This window comes from Mesorhizobium oxytropidicola, from assembly GCF_056174625.1.
The window spans coordinates 5,269,366-5,281,669 of record NZ_CM149692.1; the positions used below are offsets into that span (position 1 = coordinate 5,269,366).

Below are 12,304 nucleotides of genomic sequence, written 5' to 3' on the forward strand. Positions count from 1 at the left end.
TGCCCGCCGAGCGCCCTGCCCTTGCACCTGCGTTAAGCGGCCACGACGGCAAAGCCCCTGGCGCGAAGACCGCGTCGGTCGTTGGCGAGCGACGTCACCAGCCGATCGCGGCTGCCGACGATGTGGGCTGAAAGCCGGCGCGCCGCTTCATCGGCATCGCCAAGGCGCGTGGCCGCCAGAATGGCGCGATGTTCGGCCCAGGCGCGGCCAAGGGCCGCCTCGTCACGCACCTCCAGCCAGCGGGCGCGCGACAGGCGCGTCATGGCATCGCGCACAGCCCTGAACAGGAATTCATTGCCCGACAGGCGCGCCAGTTCGATGTGAAAATCCATGCCGACACGATGCCATTCCTCCCGCGCAGTGCTTTCGTCGCAGGAATCGAGCATCGCCTCGATGACATCGATGGCATTGCCGTCGGCGTGCGTGCATGTCAGCCGCAGCGCCGCGACCTCGACCGCTTCGCGATAGACCGCGATCTGCTCGAGCTCGGCGAGGTTGATGGGCGACACCGTCCAGCCGCGGCCGTCCCTGCCCACCAGCCCCTCGGTCTCCAGCCGCAGCAGAGCTGCCCTGACCGGTGTGCGCGAGGCGCCGAAGCGGCCTTCGATCCAGCGCTCGGTCAGTTTCTCGCCTGGACCGATCTCCAGCCCAAGAATCATCTCGCGCAACTGCCGTTCGACATTCTGCATCTGCGACATCGCGCTTCCTTGTTCCGAAGCCGCATTGACAGCAGCCGGGTTGGAGTTCATGACGGATACCAGTTTGGTATCCCAAAATGGTATCCGCAACAAGCGCGGATATCGGGCAGGCAGGACATGGCACAGGAAGACACCCAACAGAGCGGCTACAACATCCACTGGCGGCGCAATCTCGCCGTCTGTTTCGCCGGCTCGTTCAGCACGCTCATCGCCATGACCCTGCTGCTGCCTTTCCTGCCGCTCTATGTCGAACAGCTCGGCGCGCAGGGCCATGCGGCGATCGTGCAGTGGTCCGGCATCGCCTATGGCGCCACCTTCTTCGCGGCGGCCCTGGTCGCGCCGTTGTGGGGGCGGCTGGGCGACCGCTACGGCCGCAAGGTGATGCTGGTGCGCGCCAGTTTCGGCATGGCGATCTGCATGTCGCTGACGGGCATGGTCGAGACGGTCTGGCAACTGGTGCTGCTGCGCCTGCTGATCGGCTTTGCCGGCGGCTATTCCTCGGGATCGACCATATTGGTGGCCATGCAGACGCCGAAGGACCGCTCCGGTTGGGCGCTGGGCGTTCTGTCGGCAGGGATCACGGCCGGTTCGCTGGTCGGCCCCCTGCTCGGCGGCGCGCTGCCGCCGGTGATCGGCATCCGCGCGACCTTCCTGTTGTCCGGCGGCGTCATCTTCCTGGCTTTCCTGGCAACGACCTTCCTGATCAAGGAGACCACGCGCCTGAAGCCGGCCAAAGCCGCGTCGACGGCAAAGCCGAAAAGCGGCTGGTCGCAGATCCCCGACAAGCGCCCGGTCGTGGCCATGCTGGCGACCGGCATGCTGCTCGCCTTCGCCAACATGTCGATCGAGCCGATCATCACCGTCTATGTGCAGCAGCTCATCGAGGATCCGAGCCGGGTGACGATGGTCGCCGGCGTGGTGATGTCGGCAGCGGCGCTGGGCACCATCCTGTCGGCGTCATGGCTCGGCAAGCTTGCTGACCGCGTCGGTCACTGGAACGTCGTCGTCGGGGCGTTGGCCGTCTCTGCCCTGCTGCTCATTCCGCAAGCCTTCGTCACCAATGGCTGGCAGTTGATCGGGTTGCGCTTCCTGATGGGCCTGGCGCTCGGCGGCCTGCTGCCCTGCATCACCAGTGTCATCCGCCACAACATCCCGGACGGCGTCGGCGGCAATGTGCTTGGCCTGGCAATCTCGGCGCAATATGTCGGGCAGGTTGCGGGACCATTGACCGGCGGCTTCGTCGGCGGCCACTTCGGCATGCGGGCGGTGTTTCTCGGCACATCGGCCCTGATGGCCGGCGGCGCCGTCTACAACTGGATTGTCCAGTCGCGACGCACACGGCATATGGCGCTGGAAGCCAGTGAGTCCTGAGCGGCTCCAGATCGTTGCAAGAGGGAACCAGCCGACATGAATTCCGCCGAACCCAGCCGTATCCTTGTATTTGCCGGCGGTCTTGTCGGTGCGGCGGGCGTGGCGCTGTCGGCTGCCGCCGCGCATCGCGGCGGTGCCTTCACCGGCACGGCCGCGTCGTTCCTCCTGATGCATGCGCCGGTCTTCCTCGCCGTCGGCCTCATCGGCGCGAATCGCTGCCTGCGGATCGCGAGCGTCGTCCTGCTTATCGGGCTCCTGCTTTTCGCGGGCGATCTTCTCGCTCGCGATTTCCTCGGATCGAGACTGTTTCCGATGTCGGCGCCGATCGGAGGCACACTGCTCATCGCCGGCTGGCTGGGGATAGCCATTTCTGCCCTGCTACGCCCGCGCTCCTGAGGCCAAGTAGGATCAATCCCGGGGACGTTCGGTGCGGACCCAGAGATCGCGATTGCGCGCGGCCGGCTTCGTCAGGCGCCGCATCTTCGGCCGCTCGGCGGCCGGCGCGATGCCCCAGTAGTTGCGATAGATGTCCTCGAACAAATGTTTGATGGGATGCATGGTTTTCTCCATTGAATCGATCCAATCGGCAGGCGCAAAAGAAACGCGCCGATCAGCTCCGCTTACGCTTCACAAGGAAGCGAAGGTCACGAATCCATGGGCCGGTCCTGCCCCGGCTGTCGGTACCCGACCCGATGCTCCAGTCGTTGCGATAGATGTCTTCGAACAGATAATCGACGGGATGCATGGCGCACCTCCCCAGGGCCGTTTCGCAGAACAAGTCTGCCGCTTTGGATCGATTCAAACGTAGACCTCCAAGCATTTCCGGTCAAGCAAAATTTGAATCGATCCAACGAAAGTGCTAGATGCAAATCCGGAACGTGCTAAATGCATGTCAGGAGGCACGCACAATGGCGTCACTCACCGCAGGCAATCGAAGACCCGTCCGGCTGGCCGACATCGCCAAGGCGGCAGGAGTTTCGCACGGCACCGCGTCCAATGTCTTCAGCCGCCCGGAGATCGTGCGCGAGGAAGTCCGCGAACGGGTGAAGGCCGCGGCCGAGGCGATGGGCTATGGCGGGCCGGATCCCAAGGGTCGCCTGTTGCGGGCCGGCAAGGTCAACGCCATTGGCGTCGCCACGGCCGAGCCCCTCTCCTACTTCTTCGACGATCCCTTCGCGCGCGTCATGATGGCGAGCATCTCGCAGGCCTGCGATGCAACGGGAGCCGGCATCTCACTGGTTTCGGCCGCCAACAACGAACAGCTCGCCTGGAACATCCAGAGCGCCCTGGTCGACGGCTTTATCGTTTTCTGCATCGAAGGCGGGTCGCGTCTGGTGGAACTGGCACGTGAGCGCAAATTGCCCTTTGTGGCGCTCGACCTGGACTCCGAGGATGGGGCGGTCGCGGCGATCGGCATCGACAATGTCGCCGGTGCCGCCATGGCGGCGCGCCATCTCACCGATCTTGGACACCGCCGCTTTGCCGTGCTGGCGTTGCCCTTTGTCGACGGGAGGACGGGCCTTGTTTCGCCCGAGCAGGTTCAGACCGCCGTGTATGCGGGAACACGCGACCGCCTCACCGGCTATTTCAAGGAGCTTTCGCGGGTCGGCATCAACACATCCAGTGTGCCCGTCTACGCAACCGCCAATGATGCGGCCAGCACAAAGGCGGGACTCGAGATCATCTTCGGCTCTGCCCCCCCCCCGACGGCGATCCTGGCGATGTCGGACAGAATGGCGCTGGCGGCGCTCGAATGGCTGAGCGCGCGCAAGCTGAACGTCCCCAACGATGTCTCTGTCGTCGGGTTCGATGGCGTTCCGGAAGCCGCGGTATCCGAGCCACCATTGACCACTATCGCCCAGCCGATTGCCAAGATGGGCCGTCTCGCCGTCAAGGCGATCCTGGAAAACGACGGCGCGACAAATCGCCAGCAACTGCCCGTCGAATTGATCGTGCGCGCCTCGTCGGCTTCGCCGCGCGGCTAAACCGCGCCCTCTCAGCGATTGACCCTTGCCACGGCGGAGATGCCGAAAGACGCACGGACCGGCGCGACATCCTTTTGCGCCGTGCGGACCTTGCCCGAGCCGCCGATGGTCGACAGCCACTCAAGATAGAAGGCCAGCGCGAACTGCATGGCGATGCCGGCTGATAGCAGCAAGGTGTCGTAGGCAAGCCCGCCCGGATTGATCAGTTTCATCACCTGCGCGACCATGGCGATCACCGTGCCGGCAATGAAGACCGGCAGTGAGCGCTTACCGAGTATCGCCAACGGATGGTCAGGGCTGGTGCGGAAGAGGTTCGACAGCGCCGGCAAGGCGACGATGAGGTAGCTCACCGCCAGGATATGCAGCAGCCGCGGCAGGGACAGGAAGGTCTTGTCGAAGCCGCCGATCACCACCGGCAGCTTGAACCAGGTTATCTGTCCCCACAGCGGGCTGTGCACCCAGACCAGCGCCGTCGCCACATAGGCCGCGGCCGCGCCGACCAGCCAGCGATTGACCGGAATGGCGCCGCCGCGCCTGACATGCAGCATGGCGGCCAAGCCGATGTTGAACAGGAACTGCCAGGACAGAGGGTTCAGGAACCAGAAGCCGGGCTCGGGATAGTTGGGCGGGGCTATCTGCCAGATGCCGGCGACAAGCCACAGCGCAGCGGACGCGACCAGCGCCGCGACGGGCCGGTAGCTGATGAACAGGACGAAGACCGGCGCCATCAAAAGCAGCGCGGCATAGACCGGCAGGATGTTGTTGTAGCCAAGCTGATGGCCGAGCGTGACGATGCCGACCAGCACTTCCGGCGTGTTCTTCATCAACGGCTCGATGTTGATCAGCTTGAGCAGTTCCGGCCGCCTGGTGAACACCGCCACGGCGCAGAACAGGGCGATCACCGCCATCGTCGTGACGATATGGGCGATGTAGAGCATGCCTGCCCGCCGCCACATCTTCAATGTCGCCAGAAGCCGGCCACCCCGGCCGGAACTTCGTTCCATAAGCGAGTGCAACCGAGATGCCGGAAATCAGCACGAATGCCTCGGCCGCATCCGAGAAGCCGAAATTCTTGTAGGTGAAGGCCTCAAAAGCCGTGCCCGGCACATGGTCGACGAAAATGGTGAGCAGCGCTAGCGCGCGCAGCACATCGATACGCGTGTCGCGATCCGAGATACGCGTATCGCGATCTGAGATACGCGTGTCGCGTTCGGGGATACGCAAATTGCGATCCGGGATACGCAAGTTGCGATCCGACAAAGCAGGGGTAGTCATCGACAAAAGGCCTCAAAGCTGGTTGTTCATGTCCAGCAATGCGACCCCCGGCGCACCGCTTCGATTCCTCCCACGCGGAGTGTATCGGCGCAGAAACGGGCTGGAATGCGCCTGGTTCAATCAACTTTCGCGGAGCATGAAAATATTGCGTTTTGAAGCCGGCAAATTGAGCGGAACCTCATATAATCAAGAGGATGCGGGATGACTGGCGACAGCGTTGAAAACGGCCCACTGCTCATGGATCTGGCCTTTCCCTATCGCATCCACGACGCAGGCGGCAACAGCCGTGAATGCCTGTTCCTGCTGCATGGATCTGGTGTCGACGAGACCACTCTGGTCCCGCTGGCCAGACGGATCGCGCCTGATGCCATGATGGTCGCGGCGCGTGGCCGCATTCCCCAGGAGGACGGTTTCCGCTGGTTCGAGCGGATTACCCCGACGCGCTTCGAACAGGAGAGCATCCTCGCCGAAACGGCGGCTTTCGCCTCGTTCGCAAGCGAGGCCGCCAAACGCCATGGGCTCGATCTCGATCGCGCGACATTCCTTGGCTATTCGAACGGCGCCAATCTGGTTTCCAGCCTGATGCTGCTTCATCCGGGCATCGTCCGCAGGGCGGCGCTGCTGAGGCCAATGCCGGTGCTCGACCAGGTACCGGCGACAGACCTTGCGGGAACCCGGACGCTGATCATCGCCGGAGCCGCCGACGAGACCTACGGACCCTTCGCGCCGGCGCTGGTGACGCTGCTCAACCAGCACGGCGCCGAGATCGACGCCCGGATCATTCCCTCGGGTCACGAAATCGGCAATCCGGACGCCGCCATCGTCAGGCAATGGCTGGCGGGATCGGCTGCCATGGCATAGGCAGAGCCGCTTGTGAGCGTCGGGCAGGCTGTTTCGCGGCAGGAAGCAGCAGAATAAGTGTGACAAAAGCAACTATTCACCAAGGAAATGGGCTGTGGCTTCCATTGTCCACAGCGGCGACATATGTCTGTTACATCCGGTCTATCGAGATGCTGTCTACTGAGGGGAGGTCTGCATGGCCGACAAGAACAGCGTCACTTTGCTCGACGACACTTCACAATTGCCTGTCATTGCGGCCAATCCGGCCGAGATCGCCACGATTGAAAACAACATCGACGTGCGCGACCGCGCCGCGATTTCGGTGTTTGGCGACCGCGCCCAGCAGGCTGTCAGCGACTATGCCGACAGGATCCTGTCCCAGTTGCGCAACCGTGACCTTGGCGACACCGGCGACCTGCTGACCGACATCATCATGAAGGCCAAGAACCTCGACCCGGCTTCGCTGAAGGATCAGGGGTTTTTGAGCAATCTGTTTTCCTCGTTCAAGGCGCGGCTCGAACGCTTCAAGGAGAAATACGAGGACGTGGCCGGCCAGATCGACCGCATCGGCCTCGAGCTCGACCGGCACAAGGACACGCTGCGGCGCGACATCGCGGTGCTCGACGACCTGCACGAGCAGACGAAAGACTCCATCCTCAAGCTCGATGCCTATGTGCAGGCGGGCAAGAAATTCGTCGACGACTACCGCGCCAACGAATTGCCGAAATTGAAGGCTGCCGCCGATGCCGGAGGCGGCGATGTTGGTGGTACGCTGGAAGCGCAAACCTATCAGGACGCGGTGCAGGCGCTCGACAGGCTGGAAAAGCGTGTCTTCTATCTGGTGCAGGCGCGCCAGCTAGGCATCCAGCAATTGCCGCAGATCCGCATCGTCCAGTCCGGCGACGAGACCCTGATCGAAAACCTCCAGGCCACCTCGGCGCTGACCGTGCCGGCCTGGAAACAGAAAATGGTCATCCTGCTTGGCCTGACCAACCAGAAATCGGCGCTCGAACTGCAAAAGACCGTGACGGACGCCACCAACGAGATGATCCGCCAGACCTCCAAGATGATGAAGGACCAGGCGATCTCGATCGAGGAGCAGGCGCAGCGCGGCATCGTCGATGTCGAGACGCTGGCGCAGGCCAACCGCGACCTCATCGACACGGTGCAAGGCGTGCTGAAGGTCCAGCAGGAAGGCCGCCAGAAGCGGGCCGACGCTGAGAAACAGATGGACCAGATGACGCTCGATCTGAAGAAAGCGTTGACTCAAGGCTGATCGGAACCGCCATGCCGAAGACGCTGACGTCCGTTCTGCTGCTGGCCTTCGCGGTGCTTTTGGCCGCCTGCAATTCGAGCAACGTCAAGTTCTCGATCGTCTCCGGATCCGAAAACACGGTGCTGGAGCCGATCGTGCAGGAATTCTGTGCCAAACAAGGCGCCACCTGCACCTTCGCCTATGAAGGCTCGCTCGACATCGGCCTTGGCTTGCAACGGCCCGCCGGACTTGACCAGGATGCTGTCTGGCCGGCCTCGAGCGTTTGGGTGGATCTGTTCGATTCCGGCCGCAAGGTGCGCAACCTGACCTCGATCGCGCAGATGCCGGTCATTCTGGGCGTGCGCAAATCCAAGGCCGCGGAGCTCGGCTGGATCGGCAAGCCGGTCTTCATGAAGGACATCCTGGCCGCTGTGAAGGACGGCAAGCTCAAATTCCTGATGACCTCGGCGACGCAGTCCAATTCCGGCGCCAGTGCCTATCTCGCCATGCTGTCCAGCGCGCTTGGCGGCAAGGAGGTGATCGAGCCCGGCGATCTCGACAATCCGAATGTGCGTGAAACGGTGAGCGCCCTGCTGCAAGGCGTCGAGCGTTCATCCGGTTCGTCGGGCTGGCTCGCCGATCTCTATGTCGACAGCGCAAGCAAGGGCACCGTCTACGACGCGATGTGGAACTACGAGGCGACGCTGAAGGAGACCAACGACAAGCTAAAGCAGATAGGCAAGGAACCGCTTTATGCCATCTACCCGGCCGACGGCGTCGCGGTCGGCGATTCGCCGCTCGGCTTCATCGACCATGGGCGCGGCCCGGAGGTCGAAAAATTCTTCACCGACCTGCTCGCCTATCTGCAGTCGGATGCGGTGCGCAAGCGCATCGCCGACACCGGTCGGCGGCTGCCGCTTGGCGGCTCGGCAATCCAGGCCGCGGCCGAACCCGACTGGAATTTCGACCCGGGCAAACTGGTGACGTCGATCCGCATGCCGGAGCCGGCGGTGATCCGCAAAGCGCTCGACCTCTATCAGGAGGCCCTGCGCAAGCCTTCGCTGACGGCGCTATGCTTCGACTTCTCCGGCTCGATGGAAGACAAGGGCGAGAAGCAGTTGCAGGCCGCCGCGCAGTTCCTGTTCACACCGGAAAAGGCCAGCGAGGTGCTGGTGCAGTGGACGCCATCCGACCATATCTTCGTGCTGCCGTTCGACAGCGTCGTGCGCGCCAACTTCGCAGCGACCGGCGATGCGACCGGGCAAGCCCAGCTGCTGGCTGCCGTCGCCGACCAGCACGCCGGCGGCGGCACCGACATGTATGCCTGTGCCCAGCAGGCGCTGCAGCAGATCACCGCGACGCCGGATCTACCAAAATACCTGCCGGCGATCATCATCATGACCGATGGCAGGACGGATGGCAGTGCCGACTTCTTTCTCCAGCAGTGGCGCAACGCGCCGGTGCGCGTGCCGGTGTTCGGCATCACCTTCGGCGATGCCGACAAGAGCCAGCTCGACAGCCTTGCCAAGGCGACTTCGGCGCGCGTATTCGATGGCAGCGGCGATCTGGCGGGCGCCTTCCGCGCCGCTCGCGGCTACAACTGAGATGCGCGGCTAGGATGCGTGGCTTGTTCGGCAACGACTGGAACTGGATCGTGGCGGGCCTTGTCTCGGCGGCGTTGCTGGTCGGGCTGAGCCTGCTCACCCATTTTCCGTTCCTGGTATCTGCGATCATCGCAGCACTTGTCTTTGCCGGGCTGGTGTTCGTGCTGGCGCCACGCCAGCTGTTCGAAGGCCTCGATCTGAACTCGTTCTCCGGCAGCCGGGTGGCGTTCGCCCGCGAGCTTCTGGCACAGGCCCAACCGGCCGCGGATCGGCTTGCCGCCGCGGCAGGCACGATTGCCGACAAGGATATGAAGGCGAAGGTGAAGAACCTCTCCGATATCGCCGCCGATGTGATTTCCAGGGTCGAGGCCAAGCCCGACAGCGCGCCTTCGGTGCGGCGGTTCCTCACCTACTACGTGCCGCAGGCGGCGGAGGTGGCGGAAGGCTATGCGACGCTGGCAAACCGGCGCGCGCCCAGTCAGGCGCGGCTGGCGAATGTCGGCGCTGTGATCACCAAGCTTCAGGACGGATTCGTGCACTATGCCGACAGCCTCGCCGATACCGAACTCGGCACGCTCGACGTAGACCTGCGACTCATTCAGGAGTCGCTGAAAGAGGATATTGGTCGCTGATGGCCATTTCGCGCCGCGCTTTTGGACTGGGTCTGCTGGGTGCGGCGGCCGCCGGCACCGGCGGCTATCTGACACTCAAGGATCGCCCCGAATTCCGCGGCTATCTCGGCAACAAGGCGCATCTGTTCGGCTTCATCGGCGGCGAGAAGCAGGCGTTCCTGGCCGATCCGGATGTCGTCCATGCGCTGGGCGGCTACGGGCTGGAGCTCGACGCGCGTGTTGCAGGTTCCGTCGAGATGGTGCGGGAAGCAGCACTTCTGTCGCAGAAACCGCAATTTCTGTGGCCATCCTCTTCGATCATGGTCGATCTCGCCCGCAAGAGCGGCGTGGCGATCCGCAACGACCAGGTGGTGCTCAACTCGCCGATCGTCGTCTACACTTGGGGGCCGGTGGTCGAAGGGCTGAAGAAGAGCGGACTGGTCACGGTCGCCGCCAAGGGCGGCTATAATCAGCTCGACCTCAAGGCCTTGCTTGACGCCATTCTGGCCGGCAAGAACTGGTCGGATCTCGGCATCGGCGAGCTTTATGGCCGGGCCCGCATCGTCTCCACCGATCCCAACCGTTCCAACTCCGGCTTCATGTTCGCCGGCCTGGTGCTCAGCCTAATGAGCGGCGACGTGGCAACGCAGGAGCTGCTGGCGCAGCACGGCGACCAGGCCAAGGCGATCTTCCGCAGCATGGGCCTGAAATCGTCGTCGTCGGGAAAACTGTTCGATCAGTACATCGCTGGCGGCCTTGGCGCCGAGCCGATGGTGGTCGGCTATGAAAACCAGCTGGTCGAATGGGCGCTCGCCGACCCGGCGCGCTGGCAAAGGGTGCAGGCGGGCATGGGCGCCAAGCCCGAAATCCTCTACCCCCGGCCGACTGTCTACTCGGCGCATCCTCTGATCGTCGTCGATCCCGCGGTCGACCGGCTGCTGGAGGCGCTGACCAGCCCGAAGCTACAAGAGCTTGCCTGGTCCAAGCACGGGTTCCGCGGACCGCTCGGCACCGTTGCGGGTGATGCCGGCGCCATAGCCGGGGTGAGACCGGCGGAAATCGAGGCGGTGCTGCCGATGCCATCAGCCGACGTTATGCTGGCGCTGCTCGCCCAGATGGACAGCTAAGGCTTACCCTCGCCCCATCCGGTTCCATGCATCGAGCCCGGCGATCTTGTAGGCTTCCGCCAGCGTCGGATAGTTGAAGGTGTTGTTGACGAAGAAGTCGACCGTGCCGCCAAGGTTGATGACGGCCTGACCGATATGAATGAGCTCGGTGGCGCCCTCGCCGACGATGTGCGCACCGAGCAGTCGCCGCGTTTCGATCGAAAACAACAGTTTCAGGAAGCCGGTGTCGACGCCCATGATGTGGCCGCGCGAGGTCTCGCGGAAGCGCGCGACACCGACCTCGTAGGCGCCGCCACTCTGGCGCACCTGCTCCTCGGACTGGCCGACGGTCGAGATTTCCGGCACCGCATAGATGCCATAGGGGAATGTTTCCGGCGGTGGCGGCAGGGTCACGCCGAAAGCATGGCAGGCGGCCACCCTGCCCTGCTCCATCGAGGTTGAAGCCAGGCTCGGAAAGCCGATGACGTCGCCGGCGGCGTAGATGTTGGGCACGCTGGTCTGAAACGTCTGCGGATCGACCTTGATGCGGCCTCGGGAGTCCGCCTCGATGCCGACCACGTCGAGGCCCAGGCTGCCGACATTGCCGGTGCGGCCGGCGGCGTAGAGCACGACCTCCGAACGAATGGTGCGGCCATCGGCCAGTTCCACCTCGGCGGCTTCGGGCTTGGAGCGGATTTCCTTCACCGCGCTGCCCAGTCTTATCGTCATGCCGCGATCACGCATCTGGTGGATGAAATCGTCGACGATCTCGCGGTCGACGAAATCAAGGATGGAGTTGCGCGGCTCGACCAGCGTCACCGGCACGTCGAGCGCGGAAAAGATCGTCGCGTATTCGACGCCGATGACGCCGCCGCCAATCACCGTCAGCGTGCGCGGCAGGCGGTCGAGTTCCAGCATCTCGTCACTGTCGAAGACGCGGGTCTTGTCGAAAGGCACGTCGCGCGGCCGGTGTGGCCTGGTGCCGACCGCAATCAGTGCATTGGCGAAGCCGACCTCGCTGTAGTCGCCATTGTCCGATGTCAGGCTGACCTTGTTGGGGCCGAGAAATTTTACCGCCGCGCGGGCGCTCTTGACGGTGTTGCGCATGAACTGGTGCTGCAGCACCTCGACCTCATGATCGAGCGTCTTGTGCAGGCGCTCGATCAGGTCGCCGACGGAAATATCCTGCTTGACCCTGTAGCCGCGTCCATAAAAACCGCGCTCGCGCCAGCCGGAAAGGTTGAGCACCGTCTCGCGCAGCGTTTTCGAGGGGATGGTGCCGGTGTGCACGGAGACGCCGCCGAGACGCCGGCCGCGGTCGACCACCAGCACCGATTTGCCGAGCTTGGCCGACTGCACCGCGGCGCGGCGGCCCGAGGGGCCGCTGCCGATTACCAGCATGTCGTAGTCCATATTTCCCGTCCCCTCGCCTCTGCTTCAGAGTGCTTTTGTTGCGCCGCAACAAGCTAATGCCATCCGCGCGGCAAATTCAACCGAATCGGATCGTGTCTTGCGTCGCTCGATCCCTGCGCTCCGGAAAGCGCCGACCTTGATTCCGA

11 protein-coding genes and 1 pseudogene are annotated in these 12,304 nt (G+C 63.7%); 8 read left to right on the forward strand and 4 right to left on the reverse strand.

From position 1 onward, the window contains the following. Positions 1 to 32: 32 nt before the first annotated feature. Positions 33 to 698 (reverse strand): GntR family transcriptional regulator, encoded by a 666-nt coding sequence (locus tag AC0V8S_RS26565; RefSeq protein ID WP_183458360.1) that lies wholly within the window; start codon positions 696 to 698, stop codon positions 33 to 35. A gap of 117 nt (positions 699 to 815) precedes the next feature. Between AC0V8S_RS26565 and AC0V8S_RS26570 the strand changes: the two genes are divergently transcribed. Both AC0V8S_RS26570 and AC0V8S_RS26575 read left to right on the forward strand, forming a co-directional pair. After that, entirely contained in the window at positions 816 to 2,069 is a 1,254-nt protein-coding gene (locus AC0V8S_RS26570; protein ID WP_475434360.1) for a multidrug efflux MFS transporter, read from the forward strand. Positions 2,070 to 2,105: 36 nt separating this feature from the next. Next, positions 2,106 to 2,465: a DUF423 domain-containing protein gene (locus AC0V8S_RS26575; RefSeq protein WP_475434362.1), complete on the forward strand. Its 360-nt coding sequence runs from the start codon at positions 2,106 to 2,108 to the stop codon at positions 2,463 to 2,465. A gap of 12 nt (positions 2,466 to 2,477) precedes the next feature. On the opposite strand, the gene AC0V8S_RS26580 is transcribed toward AC0V8S_RS26575, so the two are convergent. Continuing rightward, positions 2,478 to 2,627, reverse strand: coding sequence for a hypothetical protein (locus AC0V8S_RS26580; RefSeq protein ID WP_183458354.1), 150 nt, complete (start codon positions 2,625 to 2,627; stop codon positions 2,478 to 2,480). A gap of 350 nt (positions 2,628 to 2,977) precedes the next feature. Between AC0V8S_RS26580 and AC0V8S_RS26585 the strand changes: the two genes are divergently transcribed. Further along, complete coding sequence (locus AC0V8S_RS26585) at positions 2,978 to 4,054, forward strand: LacI family DNA-binding transcriptional regulator (RefSeq protein WP_475434363.1); 1,077 nt, start codon at positions 2,978 to 2,980, stop codon at positions 4,052 to 4,054. An 11-nt stretch (positions 4,055 to 4,065) separates the two neighbouring features. Here the strand turns inward: AC0V8S_RS26585 and AC0V8S_RS26590 are convergent. Beyond that, positions 4,066 to 5,329, reverse strand: a pseudogene (locus AC0V8S_RS26590) (OpgC family protein). A gap of 201 nt (positions 5,330 to 5,530) precedes the next feature. Here AC0V8S_RS26590 and AC0V8S_RS26595 point away from each other — a divergent pair. The 5 genes from AC0V8S_RS26595 to AC0V8S_RS26615 all read left to right on the forward strand — a co-directional run bounded on the left by AC0V8S_RS26595 (position 5,531) and on the right by AC0V8S_RS26615 (position 10,766). Continuing rightward, positions 5,531 to 6,190, forward strand: coding sequence for an alpha/beta hydrolase (locus tag AC0V8S_RS26595; RefSeq protein WP_183458348.1), 660 nt, complete (start codon positions 5,531 to 5,533; stop codon positions 6,188 to 6,190). A gap of 175 nt (positions 6,191 to 6,365) precedes the next feature. Beyond that, positions 6,366 to 7,445, forward strand: a complete 1,080-nt coding sequence (locus tag AC0V8S_RS26600) for a toxic anion resistance protein (protein ID WP_475434365.1) — start codon at positions 6,366 to 6,368, stop codon at positions 7,443 to 7,445. Between the two features lie 11 nt (positions 7,446 to 7,456). After that, positions 7,457 to 9,028, forward strand: a complete 1,572-nt coding sequence (locus AC0V8S_RS26605; protein ID WP_475434366.1) for a substrate-binding domain-containing protein — start codon at positions 7,457 to 7,459, stop codon at positions 9,026 to 9,028. Between the two features lie 14 nt (positions 9,029 to 9,042). Further along, complete coding sequence (locus tag AC0V8S_RS26610) at positions 9,043 to 9,660, forward strand: 5-bromo-4-chloroindolyl phosphate hydrolysis family protein (protein WP_475434368.1); 618 nt, start codon at positions 9,043 to 9,045, stop codon at positions 9,658 to 9,660. Beyond that, positions 9,660 to 10,766, forward strand: a complete 1,107-nt coding sequence (locus AC0V8S_RS26615; protein WP_475434370.1) for a type 2 periplasmic-binding domain-containing protein — start codon at positions 9,660 to 9,662, stop codon at positions 10,764 to 10,766. The genes AC0V8S_RS26610 and AC0V8S_RS26615 overlap by 1 nt, the downstream gene beginning before the upstream one ends. 3 nt (positions 10,767 to 10,769) lie before the next feature. Here AC0V8S_RS26615 and sthA read toward each other — a convergent pair whose 3' ends face one another. Next, positions 10,770 to 12,158: a Si-specific NAD(P)(+) transhydrogenase gene (gene sthA, locus AC0V8S_RS26620; RefSeq protein WP_183458340.1), complete on the reverse strand. Its 1,389-nt coding sequence runs from the start codon at positions 12,156 to 12,158 to the stop codon at positions 10,770 to 10,772. Positions 12,159 to 12,304: the final 146 nt, after the last annotated feature.

What these genes read in the sequence shown, in the direction of transcription:
- AC0V8S_RS26565 (WP_183458360.1), bottom strand. Translation starts at nt 698, where the DNA reads ATGTCGCAGATGCAGAATGTCGAACGGCAGTTGCGCGAGATGATTCTT.
- AC0V8S_RS26570 (WP_475434360.1), top strand. Translation starts at nt 816, where the DNA reads ATGGCACAGGAAGACACCCAACAGAGCGGCTACAACATCCACTGGCGG.
- AC0V8S_RS26575 (WP_475434362.1), top strand. Translation starts at nt 2,106, where the DNA reads ATGAATTCCGCCGAACCCAGCCGTATCCTTGTATTTGCCGGCGGTCTT.
- AC0V8S_RS26580 (WP_183458354.1), bottom strand. Translation starts at nt 2,627, where the DNA reads ATGCATCCCATCAAACATTTGTTCGAGGACATCTATCGCAACTACTGG.
- AC0V8S_RS26585 (WP_475434363.1), top strand. Translation starts at nt 2,978, where the DNA reads ATGGCGTCACTCACCGCAGGCAATCGAAGACCCGTCCGGCTGGCCGAC.
- AC0V8S_RS26595 (WP_183458348.1), top strand. Translation starts at nt 5,531, where the DNA reads ATGACTGGCGACAGCGTTGAAAACGGCCCACTGCTCATGGATCTGGCC.
- AC0V8S_RS26600 (WP_475434365.1), top strand. Translation starts at nt 6,366, where the DNA reads ATGGCCGACAAGAACAGCGTCACTTTGCTCGACGACACTTCACAATTG.
- AC0V8S_RS26605 (WP_475434366.1), top strand. Translation starts at nt 7,457, where the DNA reads ATGCCGAAGACGCTGACGTCCGTTCTGCTGCTGGCCTTCGCGGTGCTT.
- AC0V8S_RS26610 (WP_475434368.1), top strand. Translation starts at nt 9,043, where the DNA reads ATGCGTGGCTTGTTCGGCAACGACTGGAACTGGATCGTGGCGGGCCTT.
- AC0V8S_RS26615 (WP_475434370.1), top strand. Translation starts at nt 9,660, where the DNA reads ATGGCCATTTCGCGCCGCGCTTTTGGACTGGGTCTGCTGGGTGCGGCG.
- sthA (WP_183458340.1), bottom strand. Translation starts at nt 12,158, where the DNA reads ATGGACTACGACATGCTGGTAATCGGCAGCGGCCCCTCGGGCCGCCGC.